Annotated in this window: 17 protein-coding genes and 2 pseudogenes; 13 read left to right on the top strand and 6 right to left on the bottom strand. The window is 43.0% G+C overall.

Annotated features, from left to right (window positions below; translation table 11 throughout):
* Positions 1–42: 42 nt before the first annotated feature.
* Together C3F22_RS06325 and C3F22_RS06330 are read left to right on the top strand one after the other, a co-directional pair.
* Complete coding sequence (locus tag C3F22_RS06325; protein WP_104426113.1) at positions 43–1,413, top strand: MFS transporter; 1,371 nt, start codon at positions 43–45, stop codon at positions 1,411–1,413.
* Between the two features lie 112 nt (positions 1,414–1,525).
* Entirely contained in the window at positions 1,526–2,869 is a 1,344-nt protein-coding gene (locus tag C3F22_RS06330; RefSeq protein WP_104426114.1) for a DcaP family trimeric outer membrane transporter, read from the top strand.
* A gap of 41 nt (positions 2,870–2,910) precedes the next feature.
* On the opposite strand, the gene C3F22_RS06335 is transcribed toward C3F22_RS06330, so the two are convergent.
* A complete protein-coding gene (locus tag C3F22_RS06335) occupies positions 2,911–4,332 on the bottom strand; it encodes a PLP-dependent aminotransferase family protein (protein WP_104426115.1) in 1,422 nt (473 codons plus the stop codon).
* A gap of 189 nt (positions 4,333–4,521) precedes the next feature.
* Here C3F22_RS06335 and C3F22_RS18340 point away from each other — a divergent pair, with 189 nt between their 5' ends.
* The 5 genes from C3F22_RS18340 to C3F22_RS06360 all read left to right on the top strand — a co-directional run bounded on the left by C3F22_RS18340 (position 4,522) and on the right by C3F22_RS06360 (position 9,730).
* On the top strand, positions 4,522–4,683 hold the full coding sequence (locus tag C3F22_RS18340) for a hypothetical protein (RefSeq protein WP_162835335.1): 162 nt from the start codon (positions 4,522–4,524) through the stop codon (positions 4,681–4,683).
* A gap of 259 nt (positions 4,684–4,942) precedes the next feature.
* A complete protein-coding gene (locus C3F22_RS06345; RefSeq protein WP_104426117.1) occupies positions 4,943–6,580 on the top strand; it encodes a long-chain-fatty-acid--CoA ligase in 1,638 nt (545 codons plus the stop codon).
* Positions 6,581–6,898: 318 nt separating this feature from the next.
* Positions 6,899–7,921 carry a flavin reductase family protein gene (locus C3F22_RS06350; protein ID WP_104426118.1) on the top strand — a complete coding sequence of 341 codons (1,023 nt, stop codon included), beginning with the start codon at positions 6,899–6,901 and terminating at the stop codon, positions 7,919–7,921.
* A 40-nt stretch (positions 7,922–7,961) separates the two neighbouring features.
* Positions 7,962–9,128 (top strand): fatty acid desaturase family protein, encoded by a 1,167-nt coding sequence (locus C3F22_RS06355; RefSeq protein ID WP_104426119.1) that lies wholly within the window; start codon positions 7,962–7,964, stop codon positions 9,126–9,128.
* A gap of 251 nt (positions 9,129–9,379) precedes the next feature.
* On the top strand, positions 9,380–9,730 hold the full coding sequence (locus C3F22_RS06360; protein ID WP_104426120.1) for a hypothetical protein: 351 nt from the start codon (positions 9,380–9,382) through the stop codon (positions 9,728–9,730).
* A 69-nt stretch (positions 9,731–9,799) separates the two neighbouring features.
* Here C3F22_RS06360 and C3F22_RS06365 read toward each other — a convergent pair whose 3' ends face one another.
* Positions 9,800–10,510, bottom strand: a complete 711-nt coding sequence (locus tag C3F22_RS06365) for an HAD family hydrolase (RefSeq protein WP_104426121.1) — start codon at positions 10,508–10,510, stop codon at positions 9,800–9,802.
* A 405-nt stretch (positions 10,511–10,915) separates the two neighbouring features.
* Between C3F22_RS06365 and mtlD the strand changes: the two are divergent.
* Positions 10,916–13,055 (top strand): annotated as a pseudogene (mtlD, locus tag C3F22_RS06370) (bifunctional mannitol-1-phosphate dehydrogenase/phosphatase).
* A gap of 68 nt (positions 13,056–13,123) precedes the next feature.
* Here the strand turns inward: mtlD and C3F22_RS06375 are convergent.
* Together C3F22_RS06375 and C3F22_RS06380 are read right to left on the bottom strand one after the other, a co-directional pair.
* Positions 13,124–14,127: pseudogene (locus C3F22_RS06375) on the bottom strand (ABC transporter substrate-binding protein).
* Positions 14,128–14,137: 10 nt separating this feature from the next.
* On the bottom strand, positions 14,138–14,716 hold the full coding sequence (locus C3F22_RS06380) for an ANTAR domain-containing response regulator (RefSeq protein WP_004785667.1): 579 nt from the start codon (positions 14,714–14,716) through the stop codon (positions 14,138–14,140).
* A 275-nt stretch (positions 14,717–14,991) separates the two neighbouring features.
* Between C3F22_RS06380 and C3F22_RS18255 the strand changes: the two genes are divergently transcribed.
* The gene (locus C3F22_RS18255; RefSeq protein ID WP_152606030.1) at positions 14,992–15,192 is read left to right on the top strand and encodes a hypothetical protein; all 201 of its coding nucleotides are present in this window, start codon (positions 14,992–14,994) and stop codon (positions 15,190–15,192) included.
* Between the two features lie 479 nt (positions 15,193–15,671).
* Complete coding sequence (locus tag C3F22_RS06385; RefSeq protein ID WP_004785671.1) at positions 15,672–17,822, top strand: TonB-dependent receptor family protein; 2,151 nt, start codon at positions 15,672–15,674, stop codon at positions 17,820–17,822.
* 64 nt (positions 17,823–17,886) lie between these two features.
* On the opposite strand, the gene C3F22_RS06390 is transcribed toward C3F22_RS06385, so the two are convergent.
* Together C3F22_RS06390 and C3F22_RS06395 are read right to left on the bottom strand one after the other, a co-directional pair.
* The gene (locus tag C3F22_RS06390) at positions 17,887–18,495 is read right to left on the bottom strand and encodes a MarC family protein (RefSeq protein WP_004785673.1); all 609 of its coding nucleotides are present in this window, start codon (positions 18,493–18,495) and stop codon (positions 17,887–17,889) included.
* A 28-nt stretch (positions 18,496–18,523) separates the two neighbouring features.
* Entirely contained in the window at positions 18,524–20,560 is a 2,037-nt protein-coding gene (locus C3F22_RS06395) for a choline transporter (RefSeq protein ID WP_004785675.1), read from the bottom strand.
* Between the two features lie 270 nt (positions 20,561–20,830).
* Between C3F22_RS06395 and betI the strand changes: the two genes are divergently transcribed.
* The 3 genes from betI to betA are packed head-to-tail and all read left to right on the top strand — an operon-like array spanning position 20,831 to position 24,572.
* Entirely contained in the window at positions 20,831–21,409 is a 579-nt protein-coding gene (gene betI, locus C3F22_RS06400; RefSeq protein WP_004785677.1) for a transcriptional regulator BetI, read from the top strand.
* Between the two features lie 21 nt (positions 21,410–21,430).
* A complete protein-coding gene (betB, locus tag C3F22_RS06405; protein WP_004785680.1) occupies positions 21,431–22,906 on the top strand; it encodes a betaine-aldehyde dehydrogenase in 1,476 nt (491 codons plus the stop codon).
* A 10-nt stretch (positions 22,907–22,916) separates the two neighbouring features.
* Positions 22,917–24,572, top strand: a complete 1,656-nt coding sequence (gene betA, locus C3F22_RS06410) for a choline dehydrogenase (protein ID WP_004785682.1) — start codon at positions 22,917–22,919, stop codon at positions 24,570–24,572.
* The last annotated feature ends 71 nt before the right edge of the window (positions 24,573–24,643 follow it).

Raw genomic sequence — 24,643 nt, forward strand, 5'->3', positions numbered from 1 at the left:
TTGTGAATCTCATAAATTGAACTTCACAATTAGGAGGTGGAGATGTCTACAAATAAAGTGAATATAAATACGCTGATTGATGAAGCAAAGTTCACGCCATTTCATTGGGGCGTCCTGATCTGGTGTTTGCTGATCATTATTTTTGACGGTTATGACCTGGTGATTTACGGCGTGGCTTTACCGCTACTGATGCAGGAATGGGCACTCAGTGCAGTACAGGCAGGCATGTTAGCCAGCACCGCCTTGTTCGGTATGATGTTTGGAGCGATGAGTTTCGGCACTTTGTCCGATAAACTGGGACGTAAAAAAACCATCATGATCTGTGTCGCGATCTTTAGTGGTTTTACGTTTATCGGTGCCTTTGCAACATCACCTGTCGAATTCGGAATTTTACGTTTTCTTGCCGGACTCGGAATTGGTGGCGTGATGCCAAACGTCGTTGCCCTGATGACGGAATACGCACCAAAAAGGATTCGCAGTACACTGGTCGCTTTGATGTTTAGTGGCTATGCCATCGGCGGCATGACATCTGCCTTGCTTGGCGCATGGCTGGTACCACAGTTTGGCTGGAAAATCATGTTCTTGCTTGCGGGTACTCCTTTACTGTTCCTGCCGATACTCTGGAAATATTTACCAGAATCGTTGATGTATCTGACCAATAAGCAGCAGACTGCTCAAGCGCAAAGCATTATCCAGAAAATCTCGCCAACACAGATAATTGGATCTGACACCCAGTTCGTCCTGAATGAAGTACAAAAAGGCGATGAAGCACCTTTAAAAGCACTATTCCAGCAAGGCCGCACATTTAGTACCTTTATGTTCTGGTTGGCATTTTTCATGTGTTTATTAATGGTTTATGCACTAGGCAGCTGGTTACCAAAACTGATGATCCAGGCTGGATATTCACTGGGTGCCAGCATGATCTTCCTATTTGCCCTGAATATTGGTGGAATGATTGGTGCCATTGGTGGAGGTTATCTGGCAGACCGCTTCCATATCAAAAAAGTACTGACAATGATGTTTCTTTGCGGGGCAGCTTCTTTAATCCTGCTCGGTTATAACAGTCCGCAATTCGTGCTTTATAGCTTGATTGCTATGGCTGGAGCAGCAACCATTGGTTCTCAAATCCTGCTCTATACCTTCGTGGCACAATATTATCCATCGACGGTGCGTTCTATCGGCATGGGCTGGGCCTCTGGGATTGGACGTATTGGTGCGATCGTTGGACCGGTATTGACAGGTGCTTTACTCACCATGAATTTACCGCATCAAATGAACTTCTTTGCAATTGCGATTCCCGGTTTGATTGCTGCGCTGGCAATTTTCCTGGTTAACTTAAAAATGTCTGTAGAAGGTCAAGCCCTTGCTGCACCTGAGATTCGTACTAATTCTCTCGCTGAAAAAGCAAGTTAATGGATTAAATATCAATTAATAAAGAAAACACTTCTAATGATAGAGATCGCCATCGTAAGCGGTGGTGATCTGTTGCTAGAATCGAGACGCATAATAAAAAAGTGAGTTTAGGATGAACACGAAACAATTATTTAATAATCAAACAATCACATTAAAACGCACGGTTCTGATGAGCATGATGGCAATGAGTTTAGGGGGCCTTAGCTTGTCTACCCAGGCACAAACTCCAGCTCAGTCCAATCAGCAGGAAATTGAGCAGTTGCGTCAGGAGGTTAAAGCTTTACGTGCTTTGATTGAACAGCAGCAAACTCAGACAGCTGCTGTGACTGCACCTGTAGCGACAACACCGGCACCTGCAAATACAGCAGTAGCTCCTACAAGCAAACCTGTGATGAAAATTGCCAGTGGGGCCGAGTTTAATTTATACGGTAATATCCGTGCTGATGCCTCTTATCAGGCTGAGGGCGGTGCAGCGACACGTATGTATAACCAGATTAATGCAGTACCTCTTGAAGGCACAGGTGAACGCAGTGATGAGTTTAAGTCCACGCTTTCAGCCACCCGTTTAGGGATGGATTTTAAAGCGCCCGTGGGTGCTGGGGAAAATGCCTTAAGTGGTAAGGTTGAGGTCGATTTCCTGGGTGGAGCTGGCTTTGACAACCTGCGTATCCGTCATGCCTATATCAGCTATGCTGACTGGTTAATTGGCCAAACCTGGTCAAACTTTGCAACTCCGGACTATATACCTGAGACTGTAGATGCACTGGTTTATGCTGGCGGTTCAATTAAACGGACCCCTCAGATTCGTCATACCAGTACTTTGAGTCCGGCAACCAATCTGGTGCTTGCAGTAGAAGATCCGAAAGATGCGACCATTACGGGAATCAAACAGCGTTTACCGGCTTTAACTGCACGCTTAAACCACAAATTTGCAGATAATCTTTCTGTCAGTGCGCGTGCGATGGGGAATGAAAAACGCGTGAATGAAGATGAAAAAACTGCATGGGGTGTGGGCTTAGGTGCGAAATACGAGTTTGTTCCAGGCACCAGCCTTAAGGCAGATTATTATCATGTCAAAGGGGATAGCAGTTTTGTCTCTTACGCCAATCCAGGTGTCGTTACAGCTGCTAATGGAGATCTTCTACAGAGTGAATTCGACTCAATTACAGTCGGTCTAACGCAGCAGTTTAATGATAAATTGCGTGGCACAGTAGGCTATGGTTATATGAATTTCGACCAAGATAATGGCTATCTTGCTGCTCCTGGTCTGACTCTAACAGCAGTGAACAAAGACCTTTGGCAGGCTTGGGCCAATGTGTTCTATAACCCTACAAAACCGCTGAGTTTTGGCCTGGAATATGTTTATGGTGAACGTGAAGCATTGGGTGCTGCACCAAATGGCAGTACAAAAGGTGAAGATAACCGAGTGAATGCCGTTGCAATTTACAGTTTCTAAGCTCCAGCGATTTAACATAAAAAACCTAAAGCGTGGATGAATTAATCCACGCTTTTTGCATGATTCAGGATCACCTCTGCCAGTACATTGACAGCGTTTTCTATCTCAGAAGTCCAGTCAAATGAACAGTTCAGGCGAATATAATTCTGGCTGGTATGTTCCGGTTTAAACAGCAAAGCAGGAGCAATGGCAATATTGTGCTGAATCAGCTGTTCATATAAAACCTGACCATCCAGCTGTTCCGGCAATTTGATCCAGAGAAAATAGCCACTAGAATAATAATAAATTTCACAGACTGAATCTAAACGCGCTTTAAGTTCCTGATAAAACTTTTGCTTATACTTTTCTAGTTGCTGTTTTAAATGGCGCAAATGCTTTTCATAATGATGATGGGACAGAAAATCGACCAGTGCATTTTGTAATAGCGGACTAACAGTCAAAGTACTCATGAGCTGTAAATGCTGGATTGCATCGGAAAATGGGCCAGCGAAAACCCAGCCGACCCGCGCACCCATGCCCAGAGTTTTAGAAAATGAAGAGCAGTGCAATACCCGTTGATGCTGATCAAAATATTTTACGGAAACCGGTTTATGAGCGCCGTAATTGAGTTCCTGATAGACATCATCTTCAATCAGATATACCTGATATTCATTCAACAGTTCCGCAATTCTTTGCTTGATCTCTGAATTTACCGTAAAGCCAATCGGATTATGCACATTCAGCATCAGCCAGCAAACTTTGATCGGGTACTGTTTAAGTGCTTGTTCAAATGATTCCAGGTCAAAACCAAACTGCGGATGTTCAGGGATTGTGATGACTTGCAAGCCTAAACGTTCAGCCGCCTGCCAGGCACCATAAAAAATGGTTTGCTGGAGCAGGATAAAATCACCCGGTTGAGTCAAAGCCTGTAAAGACAGATTAAGGGCTTCCAATGCACCAGAAGTAATGACAATGTCATCCGAAGTGCAGTTTATGCCTTGTAACTGATAGCGGTTAGCAATCAGTTGGCGTAATTCCTGATTACCCGGTGGCATATGATTTTGATGGCTATAACTGCTTTTTCTTTTGCTATGCTGCGCCAAAATCTGCATAAACCGGCTGTTATATAACAGTTCAGCATTTGGAAAAGCTGAACCAAAAGGCGCAATATTTGGAGTTTGCAGTGACTTTAAATAATTAAATACCACAGAGTTAATTTTAACTTTGGAGTTTAAGCCAATCTGTACCGCGGGTTCTTTGCTGTTATAGGTTTGAGGTCGCTCCGCAATATAGTAGCCAGATTTATCTTTGGCATAGACCAATCCTTGCGATTCAAGCACCTGATAGGCATTAAGCACCGTCATCAGGCTATAGCCGGACAGTTCAGTTTGTTCCCGTAATGAAGGTAATTTGTCATGCGCCTTCCATGCGCCATTTTCAATCATCTGGCGAATATTTTGGGCTAGCTTTTCAGATTTGAACATAAGAAAATAAAATCTAAACTGTACTAATATAATCAGAATTATATTATGAATAAGTTATTAAAATATAACAAATCAAAAAAATAAGTGGCTAACTGTTATATTTTTTTAAATGAATATTGTATCTATACAGCTGATTTAGGTCTGCTGATAATAAAACTCATAACGCCAGACCAACCTATGGGTGATCATATGAATTCAGAAGACAACAAAGCACCAAAATATGCGGATAGCAGTATTTCTGATGCAGCATTCAAGAAGATGATTCTCTGGTTTGCACTTTATGCCGGTTTATTCTGCCTCGGCGTTATCTTTGTAGTAAATGCAGACAAAATTATGATGAGCGGCTTTTAAAATTCTCTTCTCCCTGAACACTATCATCGCCCCAATCTAAATTGGGGCTTTTTTATGCCACACATTACCAGTTTTATTTTCTACTTTTTCTGCATCCACTCTATGACTTTGTCACAATTTGACACTCACAAAGTCAGATTTCCTTGCTAGATTCAGACTGTTTGATGATAAAAATGAATACAGGCTTTTCGCCAGCGCATCATACAGAAATAACAACGATATAGCAGATGGACAAACAACAAGGATAAAGGAGTGAAGCATGCTCGGAAATATGATGTTCCAGCCCTTACTGATCAGCAGCATGATTGAACATGCCGGTCGTTATCATGCCGATACCGAGATCATTTCTAAAAATACCGATACCAGCATTAAAAAGACCAATTGGGGAGAAATCCGGGAAAACTCGAAACGTTTTGCCAATGTATTACAGCAATTCGGTCTGACACTCGGCGATCGGGTTGCGACCATTGCCTGGAATAATCATCGACATCTAGAATCATGGTATGCCATTTCGGGAAGTGGACTGGTTTGCCACACCATCAACCCGCGCTTATTTCCGGAACAGCTGGTATTTATTATCAATGACGCTGCCGATCGGGTACTGCTGTTTGATAAAACCTTTGCACCTTTAATTAAAGCCGTCAAACCGTTATTAAAAACTGTAGAACAGTATATTTGTCTGGATGCTGAAGATTCGTCGATTCGTGAAGCCATTCCGGAAGTTCAGTTTTATGACGATTTGCTTGCCCAGCAATCTGCAGAATTTGACTGGCCTGAACTGGATGAAAATACAGCGAGTTCATTGTGTTATACCTCTGGTACGACTGGAAATCCGAAAGGGGTTTTATATAGCCATCGCTCAACAGTGTTGCATAGTTACGCCATCATCATGCCGGATTCCCTGAATGTAGCAGCGCGTGACATCATGCTGCCGGTGGTGCCAATGTTCCATGTCAATGCCTGGGGAACCCCATATGCCGCTGCCATGGTCGGTTGTACCCTAGTGCTGCCGGGGCCGGGCCTGGATGGAGCCAGTCTGGTCAATCTGATTGATACGTATAAAGTCTCTGTGGCTTTAGGCGTTCCAACGATCTGGCAAGGGCTGATTGCGGCTGCCCAGCAAAGTGGTTCAAAACTGGAAAGCCTGAAACGGAATGTGGTCGGTGGTTCTGCCTGTCCACCGGCTATGCTGAAAACCTTTAAAGAGCAGTTTAATTGCGAAACCATTCATGCTTGGGGAATGACTGAAACCAGTCCACTCGGGAGTGCCAATCAGCTGAAAACCAAACACCTTGATCTGGCGGATGAAGAAAAAATGCAGATTCGCTTGTCTCAAGGTCGTCCACCGTTTGGCGTTGATTTACGCTTAACCGATGAAGAAAAAGGAACTCAGGAAATTGCCCGCAACGGTGAAACCATAGGCAATCTGCAGATTAAAGGGCACTGGATCATTGATCATTACTTTGGCAAGGAAGAATCTGCGCTCACAGCAGACGGCTGGTTTGATACCGGAGATATCGCTACCTTAAATGAAGATGGCTTTATGAAGCTGTGTGATCGCTCCAAAGATCTGATCAAGTCAGGCGGTGAATGGATCTCTTCAGTCGATCTTGAAAATATGGCGATGGGACATCCTGAAATTGCCATGGCTGCCGTGATTGCGGCACAGCATCCTAAATGGGATGAGCGTCCCGTTCTGATTGCGATTAAAAAGCCAGAGAGTCATGTGAGTGAAGCTGAAATTCTGGATTACTATGCGGACAAAGTCGCTAAATGGCAGATCCCGGATCGCGTGATCTTTGTAGATTCTATTCCGTTAAGTGGAACCGGCAAGATGCTGAAAAAAGACCTGCGTGAACTTTATGGTTCTATCTTGCTGGAACAGGCCGTAGGTTAAGCTATTTTTTTAAAAGGTAAATTTTTGCCTTTTTAACTCACCCAATATTTAAAACAGAAACTGATCTCTTATATAGAGGTCAGTTTTTTTATATGTTTTTGCTAAAAATATACAGACTAAAAAAGCAATTTATTCAGTTCATACAGTTTTAACAGCACTTTCTGGTTAGGATTGTCTTACAAAAAGTCTAACTATGGTTTCTAAGCACATAATTTGACCTACATTGACATGGTGTGAGCTTCAAAATTCTTTATTCTGGACTACATAATAAATAGACAGTTGTACATTAATGCTGTCTGCGGAATAGAGGGGATAAAAATGACAAGTATGACAACCTACAAGCCGCATTGGATTCGTGAAGACTTCATTGATTTTGTTGGTGAAAAAATCCATCCAACCTGGGCACTCAAAAAAGTCAAAGCATCGGTCGTGAATATTCAGGCGGTCAGCCCAGACTTTTTCAAAATCCAGTTACGTCCAAATTATAACTTTAACCGCGGGTCATTTCAGGCCGGTCAAAATATCGCGGTGACTCTGCGTCTGGATGGAGTTCGTCATCAACGTCATTATTCTATCGTGACCATTTTAAAAAATGGCGATGTGATTATTGCAGTCAAGCAGCAAGGTAAAGTGTCACGTGCCTTAACTTTATTGCAACTGGGTGCAGTGGTCGAGCTGTCTCAGCCACAGGGCGAATTTACCTTATTAAACTCTCCTAAACCGATTCTGTTTCTAGCATCAGGCAGTGGCATTACCGCCATTTATTCCTTATTGCAAAAAGCAGTCGTGCAGTTTCAGCACCCAATTGATCTGATTTATTTTACCCGTGATGATGCATTTCATGCCGAGATCAAAACCTTAGCGTTAATGCATCCTCATCTGAAATATCATCATTTTAATACAGTCGAGCATAAGCAGCATCTGAGCCAGCAATTGCTAAACAAGCTGGTACCAGACTTTGAACAGCGTGAAATCTATGCCTGTGGTTCAGCGGGAATGATGAAAACTGCACTCAAGATTGCCGATAAACTGGCAGTGAAATCTAGCTTCCATTCTGAATATTTCCAGATTGCGATGGATGAAAAAGTGAAAGCACAGCCTGTACAGTTTTTAAGATCGCAGCAGGAATTCCAGGCAGAATCTAATCTGCTGGAAAGTGCAGAGCAGGCGGGTCTTCGTCCAGCGCATGGTTGCCGTATGGGCATCTGTAATACTTGCTCATGTACCAAAGTCAGCGGTTCGGTGAAAAACATGCTGACAGGTGAGATCGACCACGGCAACAATACTCCAATCAAACTTTGTATTTCACAGGCCGTTAGTCCTGTGGTGATTAATTTATAAGCTATTTCAACCATTACTAAACGAATAAGAAGGTGCTCCCATGAATATGCAAATTGATTTTAAAAAACACAGTAAATCTCAATTTCTAAGCCCGGAACAGGTTGAAGAGTTCGGCGCCAAGGTTGATGCTATCCGCCGTGAAGTAATGGAAGATTTGGGCGAGAAAGACGCAGAATATATTTATAAAATCCGTAATTTTGTACGTTATAGCGAGATTGCTTCCCGCGGCATGTTAATGTTTGCAGGCTGGTTGCCACCAGTATGGTTAGCGGGCACAGGCTTATTGGGTATCTCGAAAATCGTGGAAAATATGGAACTTGGCCATAACGTAATGCACGGCCAGTTCGACTGGATGAATGATCCAAGTTTGAATGGTTCTACTTATGATTGGGATACTATTTCCACTGGGGATGACTGGAAATACACCCATAACTATATTCACCACACTTATACCAATATTGTTGGTATGGATCACGATGTCGGTTATGGTCTGATCCGTGTCAGTGAATCTCAGCCGTGGGAACTACGTTTTATCTGGAATATTCCTTTAACCATTCAGTTGATGGTGTTCTTTGAATGGTATGTGGGTGTACAGCGTTTGCATCTGGAAGATGTGATTGCCTATAAAACCAAAACCTGGAAACAGGTCTGGGAAGAAGCAGCACCTTTACGCAAAAAAATGCGTCGTCAGGTCCTGAAAGATTATGTATTTTTTCCGATTATTGCCGGTCCAAATGCGATTCCAGTATTTACCGGGAATGCGGTTGCCAATGTGATTCGTAGCCTATGGGCGTCTGCGGTAATCTTCAATGGACATTTCACTGAAGATGCAGAAACCTTTGAAATGGACAATACCGACAATGAAACCCGTGCGGAATGGTATCTGCGTCAGATCCGTGGTTCGAGCAACTTCAGTGGGGCGAACTGGTTGCATATTCTGAGTGGTAATTTAAGCCATCAGATTGAGCATCATCTGTTCCCAGATATGCCAGCAAACCGTTATGCCGAAGTAGCACCAAAAATCAAAGCCTTATGTGCTGAGTATGGGATTCACTATAACGAGGCCAGCTTTATAAAACAGTTCTCGACTGTATGGGTCAGACTGGCGAAATGCTCACTGCCAAATGAATGGAATCAGCAAATTGCAGAAAAAACTCATGCAGTTAAATCGGTGTTTCGTTACTTTAAATCCAAACTTGTAAATTAATTTTTTAAGGTTTCTCTATTATCCAGTTTGGTACTCCTCAATAGATTTGGATGGTCTATTGAGGATTTTTTTATCTGTTAAAAAGTGGTCAATTCACACGAATTTATGAACGAAATATGAAGATGATTTTCAAAAAATGACGAAGGCGGGACAGATTTACTACCGCTGAAACGCTTCGCCTACAAGCTAAGCGTTTACCTCAAGGAGGTTCTTTTTATAATGGCCGCGTTCTATCATTCAAGGTCTCAGTTTTGAAATATCTTAAATATTTTTCAGGCATCTCACTTTTATTGCTGTTAACCGCGTGTAATACCCCGGAAACCCCAGCACCAGATTATCAGGGGAACTGGAAAAATACACTGGAAAACCCAAAATTGGAAAATATCCTGGTGATTTCCAAAAATGGTGAAAACTATTTCATTACCAATACCATTAAAGACAAAGAAAGCGGCAAAACCGACAAGAAAAATCCGATGCCAGCTTCAGTCGCTGATAATGGTCTGCTTCAGATTAATTCAGGTGCAGGTGTCGTTGATTTCGCAATTGACGCAAAAACTGGCAATCTGGTCGGCTCAGGCTCCGTCTATAAAAAAGCCAAATAATGCTCTAATCTAATCAATTCAGAGATAACACGAAAAATGCCATGATCAGAAAGGATTCATGGCATTTTTTTAGTTCACCAATTTTATGAGACCAGCAAAATCTTCTACAAAATAATCTGCCTTGGCTTTGATCAGGTCCATTTCATGCGCAGAATACTGGTCGTAAATTGCAACGACATCAATTCCCGCATTGTTGGCAGCTTCCACCCCAATTAAAGAGTCTTCAACAATCAGGCAATCTTTAGCCTCAATTTCAAAATGCTGGAGCGCATTTAAATACACTTCTGGATGCGGTTTGATATTCTCAACATTTTCACGAGTCAAAATAATCGCAAAATCATCATCAAAACTGATTTTCTGATTAATCTTCTGGTTATTGTCCTGATAACGCTGCACATTGAACAAGCTGGTGGTAGTCGTGAGTGCCAATTGTATCCCTTGCTGTTTTAGGGCTTGAATCAGCAGCTCAGCTTGCGGTTTGAGTTCTATCACATGATCCAGAAAATGCCGTGAAATATGATAACGACGGTTTTTAACCTCTTCCTTGCTGGGTTCAAAACCATATAGCTCTTTTAAATAGCCACAATATTCCAGATAAGGATCGGGCATATGTCTAAAGGCTTTCAGTTGCAGGTCACGCAGTTGCTGAATCTGATCCAGACCGATTTCGATCCCCGACAATTCCTGAATCAGGGCAGCATCGACCTGGTTCCAGATTCCCACTGAATCAATCAAGGTCCCATCCAGGTCAAAACATACCAGCTTTTTATCTTTAAACATGTCACACCCAATTCTCTTTCACCGCCATTATCCCGTTTTTGGATAGAGATAAAAAGTCCAGTTTGGGTGCACATCCAGACTGTATTTATCAATAAATTCGTAAAATGAACTTATTTTGAGCATTTTAAGTATTACTAATAATAAAAATCGTAATACTAAATTGGCACAGCATTTGAATTTATCTACACCTCCTAATTTGAATATTTATTTTTTATAAGAAACAACTTGCTGGTTACTTTTTGTTACCTAACGGTTACATAAGAAAACCTAAAACTATTTAATTTAGTCTTTATTGATTAATTTATAGCCAGAACTATTTCATATCTTTACATCGGTTTATTTAATCTCTTATTTTCCTTAAGGTATTGTCCACTTCTTAACTCATTGAATTATAAAAGGGGAGCAATGCTAGAATTTAAAAATCAAATCGTACACGGCGCAATTTTCGATATGGATGGAACCATGTTTGATACTGAACGTTTGCGCTTTCAAACCTTGCAACAAGCTTCACGTGAGCTGATCGGCGTCGAATTTTCTGAAAACTATTTAATGCAGTGTTTTAATGCAGTGTTTGGGCTTAAGTGCCCGTAGTGCCGAGCAGCTGGCCAAAGAGCGTTATGGACAAGATGTTCCTTATGCCGAGATCCGCCAGCGCGCCGATGTACTGGAACTAGAACATGTACGCAATTATGGTGTTCCGATTAAAAAAGGTTTATTGCAGGTGTTGGAACGCCTACGCAAGGCAGGCCTAAAAATGGCTGTGGCGACTTCGAGTCGACGTGCGATCGCAGAAGAATATCTGATCAATGCCAATGTCTATAAATTTTTTGATGTGCTGGTGTGTGGTGATGAGATTAAACAGGGGAAACCTCATCCAGAAATTTTTATCAGCGCAGCCGAAAAAATCAATTTAAGTCCGGCTCAATGCCTGATGTTTGAAGATTCTGAAAATGGCCTGCGATCTGCTTATGATGCAGGTGGTATGACGGTACTTTTCAAAGACATTAAAACACCGAATGAATCGATGCTGGCACAAGCCCAGTATTATTATGAAATGATGGAAGATTTTCTGACAGATCTGAACCAGTTTGTTCCGGTTCTGGAAATGCCAGAACTTGAGACCGCATTTCCGCAAACGCTGAATCAGTTAACGGTCGGGATTCACGGTTTCGGTGCGATTGGTGGTGGTTATTTGGCTCAGGTGTTATCACACTGGGATGGTTATACGCGTCCACGCAAAATTATTGCCTCAACGCGTAATCCACTCTATCAGTCTGCCGTAAATGCGTTTGGCACTTATTGCATTCGTTATGGTCAGAACTCTTTTGACCAGCGTATTGAAAATATGAGTGTAATTGATGCGCATGATCTGGAGCAAATGCAGAACATGTATATTGAATCCAGTCTGGTCGCAGTCTGTGTCCCTGAGGAAGCGCTGGTTTCTGAAGCAGAGGTGATTGCACAGGGTTTATATGCGCGATACTTGGCCTACGAGCAGCAGGAACAGCCGCTGACGCTGTTAATTATCCTAAATAAAATCGGGGCCAAACAGCTGGTGATGCAGCAGATTCTGAGCCGTCTGAAACAGATTACGGATGAACAGACAGCGCAGCACATTATGGATCAGCATTATTTCTGTGACACAGTGGTGAACCGTATGGTCTCCAAACTGTCCGACCAGAAACTGTACCGTCAGCTGCGCATCAAATACAACATGTTCAAGCAGTATCAGCTGGATGAAGATCTGTCCGTAGTGGGTCTGGATGATTCTACAGCCCTGAATGCAGACCAGGAACATCAGGCGGGCTTGTATATTGAAGACCTGCGTCGTAATTTTCAGCCGAGTCATATTCTGCAGTCGATGGATCTGATTCTGTTTAATGCCGAAACGGATATGCCAATCTATGTGGAAAATAACAGTCCATTATTGGCCAAAATGCGCCAGATGATTCTGGTAGATGATATTGCCAATATCCAGCTGATTAAAAACCGATTATGGAATGGTGTACATGCGATGATGGCTTGGTATGCCAGCCTGCGCGGTCATCAGACTATTGGCGTGGCCATGTCAGATCATTCGGTCAGAAAATTTATGCAGCAGGCTTTAGCGCAGGTAAAGCATGGCCTCTGTTATCAGATTCCTAAGCATGCTTCAGATCTGGAACGTCTGGCACAAAGTTTCACTGAATCTTGTGCCTATGCTTATCAGGACCCATGTGCACGTGTAGGACGTGAACCCTTAAGAAAGCTGGAACACAATGAACGGGTTATGGGTTCATTATTGACCTTGCTTAAATATAGCTTGCCATTTGATGTGGTTTTAAAAGGCGCAGTGCTGGGTTATATCTATGCTCTGGAACAGGGTGAATGCGAGCAGCAGGAACTGTTGATGCATTTACAGATCCAGTTAAGACGTATGGCATTAGAGCCGCAGCTATATGAGACCTTGTATGATGAAATGTCACAATTCATCAATCAGACTATCGCCGGAAAACTATCCTTGCAGAAATTCATGCAACTGGATTTACAGCAAGCGCTCAGTTAAATATCAGCAGTAAATAAAAAAGACCCAGAAATTTCTGGGTTTTTATTGGAAGTTTATAAATTTATAATTTATACAGTCGTGGATTCTTGCTGATAAATACAGGATTGGGCAATTTGTCGCTGATCATCTGCGGACAGATCAATATTTTCCCATTTTTCCATCTGCCCCAGTAACCAGATAAAATCGGTGAATTGAGGCTCAACACTTTCACCTGTAAGGTTACGGATAATATTCTGAATTTTATGGAAGTCATAAACGTGTCGAGAAGCTGAACATTCAAACTGGATGATCTGATAATCCATCAGCATGTCCCAAACTTCAGAAAGATCCGTAACATGTTTTAAATCCATCTGGGCTTTTTTTACAGCCGTGACTAAGGCCTCAACAGTCAGTGGATGCAACTCGCCCCATTCCTGAGTTATCGCCAGCACTTTGTCTGCCACTTTAGGAATGACATTCTGACTGGCTGCAACAATCAGGCTATAACCTTCAAGCTTGGCCTGAATATTCCAAGGTTCACCCACACAAAAACCATCAAAAATCTGTGCTGCGATCCCTTTGACCATCAAAGGGGGTGGTGAGGTCTTGAGCAATATATTTTTGGCATATTGCGGATCAGTTAAAGCCAGCCATTCTCTTAAACAGTAATGATGAATGGAGTATTTATAAACATGCGCCAAACCTACCTTGTGTTGCTGCTTTAAGGCACTGACCAGCTTTTGCGACGTGATCTGTTCATTATCTTCAGGCTGAATGCCCAGTGCATAACACAGATCCTGTCTTAAGCTGATAAATGCCTGATTGATACTGAGTACTAATGGAGTCTGCAAAGCGACTTGTAACTGGTCTGCACCCAAAGCAGCCGCGGGAAGCATGGCAGACAGGCAATGGGCTGCATCCAGAAAGCCATAGGCCAGACGGTCGCGTAAGTGGACCAGGAGGCTTCACGGATCAGATTTACCTTTAAACCCTGTTCAGTAAAATAACCTTGTCGCTCCGCCCAAAGAATAGCAACACAATCAAGCAGTGGAATATAGCCAATATTGAGTTCTGTTTTTTCTATTGTTGTCATTGAATGCTCCTTATTGGCCAGATAACAGTTTTTGTGCATCAAGTAAGCGCCTTGCCATATCGCCAATGGTAATCCGGTGGCTCATGGCATTTTTGCGCAACAGGGCAAATGCTTCTTCTTCGCTCAGTCCATGCAGCTGGATCAGCAGGACTTTGGCTTTATCAATATCCCTGCGATCACTTAATTTTTCCTGAGTTTCCTTCAGGTCATGTAACAGTTTTTTATGTTTCTGAAATTGTTCAATCGATATTTCCAGAATATTTTCCAGTTTGGTCGGATCGATCCCGTCCACAATATATGCCGTGACGCCGGCATCAATGGCATTTCTGATGGTGTCCTTGTTGGAATTTTGGGTAAACAGAACTGTAGGTAATTCATACTGACTCACGCAGCTTTCGATAATATCGCGATGAGGGTGATCCATATTTAACAGAATGACATCGGCATGCAGGCTTTTGATATCAACAATGTTGAGGTCATTCAGAATGACACAGGCCACTACATGAAAATCATGCGCAAGCAAAGAAGCCTGAATAAATTCAGCGCGTTCTGGATCATCATCAATCAGGGCAATTCGTAATTTAGACATGCAAGATTTTTAGCTAGTAAATCGGGGAATATTCCATGAAGACTTATGCAAAAAACATACCATGCAATTTGGTGCAAAAAATTAGGAGATCAGGTTAAAAGTGTCATAAAAATAGTGCAGAAGAACTTAGAAGGCCGAATTAACCTGACTAAAATAAGGCGTTCTTGAAATAAGCGCACTAAAATAAGGAGTTTTAAGGCGAATAAGAATATAAAAATATTGGAATAATAATTGCTTGTTTTTAATCCACTATAAAATAAAAAGGTGGAATAGACATGAAATTACAACTTATACCATCACTGCTAGTAATAGGAACTCTTTTGATGGCGGGTAATGTGATGGCAGAAGATGGTGGTTTACGTTTTACCGAGAAAACTCTGGCCAAAGTGGCAGAAATGAAAACCAAGAAAAAACCAGCCGACACCCAGCAAGCTGCACCATTACAAGCGCAAGTAATTGCAAATGACTCTAAATAATAGCCAGAATACATGAAGAAACTCTCCAGCGGAAGGGTTTCTTTTTTGGGCTGAAATCTATAAGCCATAGTTCAAAAAATAAGAATTCTATTTTCTAGTTATAACTTAGATTTTGGTTTAGAAACCTGTCTATTAAACTGATCTTGATGAATCAGAATATTGTTTATATCTTCGAAATTTTTAATTTAAATCATTTTTTGCCAACTAAAATAAGATGGTTACAAGAAAAAAATACATATATATAAATTACAAATACTTAATAAGTTAGATATCAGAACTTGTTTGAATCTGTCTGCGATCTTGCAAAGTACTGACAGATTATTTGTATAGAATAAATTAAAAATATTGCCGCACCAGTCAGATATTTTGGCAGAAAATATCTGCTTAATTTTGCGTGCTTCATTTATGCTACAGCTTAAATTTTAAGCCAAGTCCTAAAGCAGATCAGGATCACTTATACAGGATTGTATAAATTCGCCATGAATATGACAAAAATTCCTCTCAAGAAGAATCCACTTAGCCTGATGATATTGTCGGCATTTTCAGGCCATCTTTATGCTGAAACTACGCTAGCGCAGAATAGTGTTCAGCAACTGGACACTATTGTGGTGACCACTGAGCAAAATACAAATTCTCAGAAACAGACTGAGGCGGAACTTGTCAGCGTTTCGGGAGGAACCAACTTTATTTCAGATCAGCAGTTACAACATCAGCGTCTGGGAACCACTGCTGACGTCTTCCGTCTCCAGCCCGGTATTTATGCCCAATCGCCGGGCAATGAAGGAGCCAAAATTTCTATCCGTGGTTCTGGCATTAACCGTACTTCTGGTGCACATGCATCCGGAACTTATGTCATGATCGATGATATTCCCTTTACCGGACCGGGTGGTACGGCTTATGAACTGCTTGAGCCATGGTGGATTGATCATGTTGGGGTGTACCGTGGTGCCAATGGTTTAAAACAGGGCGGATTGTCCTTAGGTGGAACAGTTAACTATAAAAGTAAGACTGGTGTAGAGCAAAATGGCTCTGAATTAAAATATGAAGCGGGTAGCCATGGCTATCAGAAATACCAGTTTAGTACTGGCCGACAAATCGACAAGTTAGATTATTATCTGGCAGTGACGGGTTCGCAGTTTGATGGGATTCAGGATCATGCCGAAAGTGATGGTAAAGGTCTGGCTTTTAATTTGGGCTATCAAATTAGTCCGGATATTGAAACCCGTTTTTATGCCCGTTACCGTGAGAGCAAACATTTAACTCCAGGGCGGATTAAACAGAAAGATCTTAAAAATAACCCTGAAACGGCTGACAGTAATTTTGCAGCTATTGATGCCAAACGGATCCAGCCGGGCAGTACCTGGCTGGCCAATACCACGACATGGAATCTGCAGGATGATGCAAAACTGACCGGTAGTCTGGCTTATCATCATTATCCGCTGGATCTACGTGAAAGTCGTTATCGTACTAATGTCGATTATGAAGATATTACTGCGCGCTTCCAGTATAAAAAGCCTTATCAGTTTCTAGGTCTGGAACATCAGGGGCGTATTGCCTTGCGTAGCACCACTCATCGTCCAGACAGTGGCGTAACTGAAACTTTAAGATTTGACACTCCATCATATCCGGCAGATACCGTTACCCGCCGTTATACCTATCGCGGTTCAGACAACGTCTTGCAATTTGATCAGGAAACTACATTAAATGATCAGTTCAAATTAGATTTGGGACTGGCAGCGGTGTATACCCATCGGGAAAGTGAAGTGACTTATCCTGAGGCGAGTCCTGAAGTCAGTCGTTATGAATGGAATTTTGCACCAAGACTTGGATTGACCTATCAGCCGAATGAGTCTGTGCAATGGTTTGCCAATTTAAGCCGCAGCATTGAACCGGCACATCCTTGGGCGATGGCATGGTCTTCACCATATTATTTTGATAGTGGGGTCGCTTCTGGTCGGGTACGTGCGCCAATCTATTTGGACACGCAAACTGCCAATAGCTTTGAACTGGGCGGACGTGGACAATCAGGCTTTGGAGATTGGGCACTGAGCTACTATTATTCTAAAGTTAAAAATGAACTGTTAACCTCTGAAATGATTAAAGATTATGGGAGTAACTCTCCTCAATCTGAAAGAATTAGTGTAGAAGCAAATGCGACGCCAACGATTCATCAAGGGGTGGAGTTAAGTCTGGATACGCCATTGCATGAATCCCGATATGGTGAACTGCGTCTGCAACAGGCTTATACGCTTAGCGATTTCCAGTATAAAAATGATCCATCGTTTGGTAAAAACCAGTTGCCAGGAATTCCAAAACACCTTTATCAGGCGCAGCTCAGTTATGCCTTGAATAATGGTCTTTATATGGGGCTAAATACTGAATATGCATCGAAGATGGCACATGATTATGCCAATAGCCGCTTCAGTGATGATTATCAGATTTGGGGTATAGATCTGGGATATGCGCCAGAAGATCAGTCATGGAGTGCCTGGGTTAACTTCAAGAACATCACGGATGAAAAATATGCAGCAGTGGTGATTCCAGGTCTTAATGATAATGGGAAAGATGAAGCACGATCTTCACCAGGTGAAGGCTTCTCGACTTATGCAGGTGTGTCGTTTAAATTTTAAAATAATCACTGCATAAAAAAGCGGGCATTTTTGCCCGCTTTTTTTATTGTCAGCTTATATAAAACTAGCCTTCCAGAATTCCACTGACACCTGTCACAATCATATCGATGGCAATCGTACCAATCAGAAGCGCAGCAACACGACCTACAATATCGACATATAAATCAATGTAGTTGGAGTATTTATGCTGCAAATGATCATGCAGATATTTCATCAGGATCAGCAAGCTACAGGTTAGAAACAGGGTAAAGAAAATCACCAGAATGGTTTGCATTAAACTGAGCTGTATACCTGTGATCACAGAAGCCGAAATGGTGCCCGGACCGATCATAAACGGCATGGCAATCGTGCCCGCCAGATGACTGGGCGCTCCACGCATCACGCCAATCGTATCAGCACCTTCAAAGACATAACGATAGCCAATTACTAGAAAAATAATACCGCCAAAAATCTGGAAGGACTCAAACCGCACATGCAAGACTTCATTAAAGAAGGCTTCACCAGTTTTCGCAAAAATGATGAAAACAATAAAGCTGATCAGGCTGCCCTGAATCAATGCCATATTGAAGACCTTTGCTTCGGAATTACGAATAATTCCGAGCATATAGATACTCATCAAAAATGGATTGAGTAACGAAAAAAACAGGGCAAAGGCATTCAAACTTTCTGACATCATTGCGTCCTTCCGTAGTTGAGAGATCCTAGATTTCACGATCCGGGAAAAGTGGACGTTTACCTGGGCTGATCCGGTTAATGTGCAAATACATCATATGGCGTTCATATTTATCCAGGATGTCATTGATCACCTGTTCCTTACTGTAACCGACCAGATCGTTACCCTGAGAGCCTTCAAACAGATAACTTTCCAGACGATAGTAATAGCGTTTGGTTCGTTTACCACGTGAACTGAAATTTGGCGTGTCATAGCGTACCGGCCATATTTCATAAACAAAGTTTTCTTCTTCATCGAGTTGAATAGTCAGATCCAGATGATACAGTTCAGGTTCTTCCTCAAGTGATTTTTCCTGAATATTGACTTGAATACCTTTATCAATTAACTCGGTTGCAACGGCCTCGATGGCCGGCTTGCAGACATTGTCCAGCATGGTCCGGGTCTGGGACAGGCTTGGATGCAGCATGACCCGGCTCAGACGCTTCTTCCAGTTCAAGATATCCACATTACCGACCACAGGTGCCGCATTCAGGCTGGTACTGGCCTGACGAAAATCCTCCAGACGCAAGGATTTATACAAACCGGCCATCACAAAGAAGATCACGAAACTAAAAGGCAGTCCCATAATAATGGTAGTGTTTTGCAATGCAGTAACACCGTTAGCCATTAGCATAGCTAGCGTCAAAAGACCGATCGCAATCGCCCAGAACACACTGAGCCAGCGCGGTGAATCATGCTCAATATTAGTGAATTTAGTGGTGAAGTTCCCCAATACTAATGCCCCTGAATCCGCTGAAGTCACATAGAACAGCAACCCTGTAATGGTGGCTACACCTGCGATAAATGTGAAACCTGGATACTGTGCCAGCAGGTCATAAAAACCATGTGCCGGATTTTCTAAAACAGTTGTCGCAAGCTGAGTATTACCATCAAAAATCACGCTGTATAAAGCACTGTTACCGAAAATAGACAACCAAGTCAGGGTAAATAACAGAGGAATAACCAAAGTCCCGGTGACAAATTCACGAATGGTACGACCACGAGAAATACGGGCCAAGAACAGACCTACAAATGGCGACCAGGCAATCCACCATGCCCAGAAGAACAGGGTCCAGCTATTCATCCATTCTTTAGGCTGCTCAAAAGGAAAACTGCTTAAAGAGAGTTTCGGGAACTGGCTGAGATAATCACCAAAATTCTGAATTAGAGCTGCTAATAAAAACTCGGTATTTCCCATAAAGAGAATAAAGAGCAGCAATCCGATTGATACATAGATATTAATTTCGGACAGGACCCGGATACCTTTATTGACCCCCGCAGTGACGGAAATAATGGTAATAATGACGGCAACACCGATTAATGCAGTTTGAATCCAGATATTTTCTGGCAAGCCGAACAGGACATGCAAACCATAATTTAATTGAACGACACCAATACCGCAGGTGGTGGCAATACCAAAAATCGTACCGAGTACTGCAGCGGTATCTACCGTATGGCCAATCGGGCCATTAATTCTTTTTCCAAAAATAGGATAAAGCGCAGATCGAATTGTCAGTGGTAAATTATAGCGATAACTGAAATATCCCAACGCAACCCCAATCAGCGCGTACATGCTCCAGCCGGTCAGACCATAGTGAAACAGGGTCCAGACCATAGACTGACGCGCGGCTTCAAAGGTTTCAGCTTCACCGACTGGAGGACTCATATAATGAGACAAGGGTTCAGCGACCGAGAAGAACATCAAGTCAATCCCGATCCCGGCTGAGAACAACATGGCCGACCAGCTCAGCAGGCTGAATTCGGGTTTAGAATGTTTGGGACCAAGCTTGATTTCGCCATAACGTGAGCAGGCGATAAAGACAATAAAAACCAGATACAGCGTTGCCGCCAGCAGGTAATACCAGCTAAAGGTACTACTGACCCAGTTTAAAATATTAATAATGACTAGATTGGCTTGTTCATTAAATAAAATCGTGATGATAGAAAACAGCAGAATAAGCGTCGCCGAACAATAAAAGACTACCTTATTCAGACTATCTTGCACCTCTTCGTTTTTCTTTTGCATAAATCTCTGACCATCGTTTTGTTGCCGAATGATCTACAGTGCAGTGTGATTTAAAAGCAAAAGCTGGCCCTAAAGCTTCCTTGTTTTCGTGAATTACAAACTTTTGCAAATCCAAAACAAACTGCGCTGTACATCAAGGGTGAGCTGGCACTATAATTTTTATTAATTGAACGTTCAATTAAAAAAGCGTTTAGGAATTGTTACATCATTCCGCTATTTGCTTTAGCAGAGTGATTTTGTATTGCTACATCCGTTATTCAGGTTAGTCCTATGCCAAAAGTTGGTATGCAACCGATCCGTCGTCAGCAACTGATCGATGCCACCTTAGCTGCAGTGAATGAGCTAGGTTTTGCAGAAGCTTCAATTAGTCAGATTGCTCAGAGGGCAGGTGTCTCAACAGGCATCATAAGTCATTATTTTCAAGGTAAAAATGGGTTAATTGAAGCCACAATGCGTTACTTATTGCAGCAATTAGGTAAATCTGTTGCTGAAATCAAGTCACAGGTGAATGACGCCCCTGAACAACGCTTACTGGCAATTGTGCGTGGCAATTTTACTGCTCCACAAACGGATAAAGCGGTCATGAAGGTGTGGTTGGCTTTTTGGGCCAGCAGTCTGCATCAGCCCGATTTACATCGTTTACAGCAAATAAACCATTACCGCTTACATTCCAATCTTAAATATGAATTCATGAAAAAGCTGAGTAAGGATCAAGCTGAGAAGGCAGCACAAGGTCTGGCTGCACTCATTGATGGATTCTGGCTAAGAGGTGCTTTAGTAAGTGGCGAAATTGATCCAGAACTGCCGATTGAACTGTGTAGTGAATATATCCGGCAACAACTCAAATAACCAATTTGCGAGGGAATTCCATTGACAACATTCAAACTGCAACGTCCTTATATTCATGGACAATATGTCGATGCAACGTCCAATAGCACGTTTCAAACTATTAATCCTGCCACCGGTGAAGTCCTGGCTGAAGTGCAGGTCTGTTCAAAAAATGATATCGATCGTGCGGTTGAATCTGCACAACAAGGGCAAAAAGTCTGGGCAGAAATGACCGCGATTCAACGCTCGCGCATCTTGAACAAGGCAGTCGCCATTTTACGCGAGCGTAACGATGAACTGGCAAAATTAGAAAGCTTGGACAGCGGTAAAGCCTTTAGTGAAACATCGACTGTTGATATTACGACAGGTGCAGATGTACTCGAATATTATGCGGGAATTCTACCGGTTCTTGAAGGCCAGCAAATCCCGCTGAGAAGCAGTTCCTTTGTCTATACTCGCCGTGAACCTTTGGGTGTTGTCGCTGGAATTGGCGCATGGAATTATCCGATTCAGATCGCATTGTGGAAATCTGCACCGGCACTCGCTGCAGGCAATGCCATGATTTTCAAAGCCAGTGAAGTTACACCTTTAACTGCGCTGAAACTGGCAGAAATTTATACCGAAGCCGGTGTGCCGCATGGTGTCTTTAATGTGGTTACCGGTAGTGGTGAAATTGGTGGTTATCTAACTTCGCATCCCGATATTGCCAAAGTGTCTTTTACCGGTGGCGTTTCTACCGGTAAAAAAGTCATGGCGCAAGCTGCAAATTCTAGCCTGAAAGAAGTTACCATGGAGCTGGGCGGTAAGTCTCCGCTGATTATCTGTGAAGATGCCGATCTGGATCTGGCGGCTGATATTGCCATGATGGCCAACTTCTATAGCTCCGGTCAGGTGTGTACCAACGGTACTCGTGTATTTGTGCCTTTGGCATTGAAAGCAGCATTTGAAGAAAAGATTTTACAGCGTGTTGAACATATTCGTATGGGTGACCCTCTCGATCCTGAAACCAATTTCGGTCCGGTGTCCAGCTTTGAGCATATGGAAAAAGTGCTGGGCTATATTGAAAAAGGCAAGATAGAAGGGGCACGCCTATTATGTGGTGGCGGTCGTGCTGAGGATGAACAGTTTGTCCAAGGGGCTTATGTCCTGCCAACCGTATTTACCGACTGTCGTGATGACATGACCATTGTACGTGAAGAAATCTTCGGTCCAGTCATGAGTATTCTTAGTTATGACACTGAGCAAGAAGCGATTCGTCGTGCCAATGATACCGATTATGGTCTGGCTGCAGGTGTCGTCACACCAGACTTAGCCCGTGCACACCGAATTATTCATCAGGTAGAAGCGGGTATCTGCTGGATCAATACCTGGGGGGAATCGCCTGCAGAAATGCCAGTCGGTGGTTATAAACATTCCGGTGTTGGACGTGAAAATGGGCTTGTGACCTTGCAGCATTACACCCAGACCAAATCGGTTCAGGTCGAACTCAGTCCTTTCCAATCTGTATTTAGCGCATAAGGGGGATTTGATGAATTACGACTATATTATTATCGGTGCGGGCTCTGCGGGTAATGTTCTGGCAGCGCGTTTAACTGAAGATCCAGATACTAAGGTGCTATTACTTGAGGCAGGTGGCCCGGACTATCGTTTGGATTTTAGAACCCAGATGCCGGCTGCTTTAGCTTATCCTTTACAAGGACGCCGTTATAACTGGGCCTATCTGACCGATCCAGAACCCCACATGAACAATCGCCGTATGGAATGCGGCCGTGGTAAAGGTCTGGGCGGATCTTCACTGATTAATGGCATGTGCTATATCCGTGGTAATGCTATGGATCTGGAACAGTGGGCCAGCCTTAAAGGTCTGGAACACTGGAACTATGCGCAGTGTCTACCCTATTACAAAAAAGCTGAAACCCGCGATATTGGCGGCAATGACTATCATGGCGATTCAGGCCCGGTTTCAGTCGCAACGCCTAAAAATGATAATAATGAGCTGTTTCATGCTATGGTCGAAGCTGGGGTTCAAGCCGGTTATCCACGTACCGATGACTTGAATGGCTACCAACAGGAAGGCTTCGGGCCAATGGATCGTACTGTGACACCCCAAGGTCGTCGCTCCAGTACGGCACGTGGTTATCTGGATATGGCCAAAGGCCGGGATAATCTCACCATTATTACCCATGCCATGACCAACCGAATTCTGTTTAATCGCAATAAGGCGATTGGCGTAGAATATTTTGAAGGTCAAAATACCTTACAGCCGATTCAGGTCTTTGCGGATCGTGAAGTTCTACTATGTGCAGGTGCAATTGCATCTCCACAAATCCTGCAACGCTCTGGTGTAGGTCCGGCTGAATTGTTAAAAAGTCTGGATATTCCGGTGGTTCAGGACCTGCCGGGTGTGGGTGAAAACCTGCAAGACCATCTGGAAATGTACTTACAATATAAGTGCAAAAAACCGGTCAGCTTATACCCAGCATTAAAATGGTATAACCAGCCCATGATTGGCGCAGAATGGCTATTCTTAGGTAAAGGAATTGGTGCCAGCAACCAGTTTGAAGCCGGTGGCTTTATTCGTTCTTCGGATGAGTTCGAATGGCCAAACATCCAGTATCACTTCCTGCCAGTGGCGATCAATTACAATGGAACTAATGCTATCCATGAGCACGGCTTCCAGGCCCATGTCGGTTCTATGCGTTCACCATCTCGTGGTCGAGTCCGTCTGAAATCCAAAGATCCGTTCGAGCATCCAAGTATTCTGTTCAACTATATGAGTACCGAACAGGACTGGCGTGAATTCCGGGATGCCATCCGCATTACCCGTGAAATTATGCATCAGCCCGCCCTGGATCCATATCGTGGTGAAGAAATCAGTCCGGGCAAAAATCTGCAAACTGATGCAGAAATTGATGAATTTGTTCGTAATCATGCAGAAACAGCGTATCATCCGTCCTGTAGCTGTAAAATGGGTGAGGATGATATGGCCGTTGTCGATGGTTATGGGCGTGTGCATGAGATGCAAGGCCTGCGTGTCATCGATGCTTCAATTATGCCGCTCATTATTACAGGCAACCTCAATGCAACCACGATCATGATGGCTGAAAAGCTTGCAGATCATATCCGTGGCAAGCAGGCATTACCTGCTTCTACAGCGCCTTTCTACCGGGCCCCACGCGCTTAAGTCATGGCTATATTCCTGTTGCTTGCTGCAAAGAGGAATATAGCGGAATTTATTTTTACCCAAAGCTGGAT

Source organism: Acinetobacter sp. ACNIH1, from assembly GCF_002934695.1.
In the GTDB taxonomy this organism is placed as follows: domain Bacteria; phylum Pseudomonadota; class Gammaproteobacteria; order Pseudomonadales; family Moraxellaceae; genus Acinetobacter; species Acinetobacter variabilis.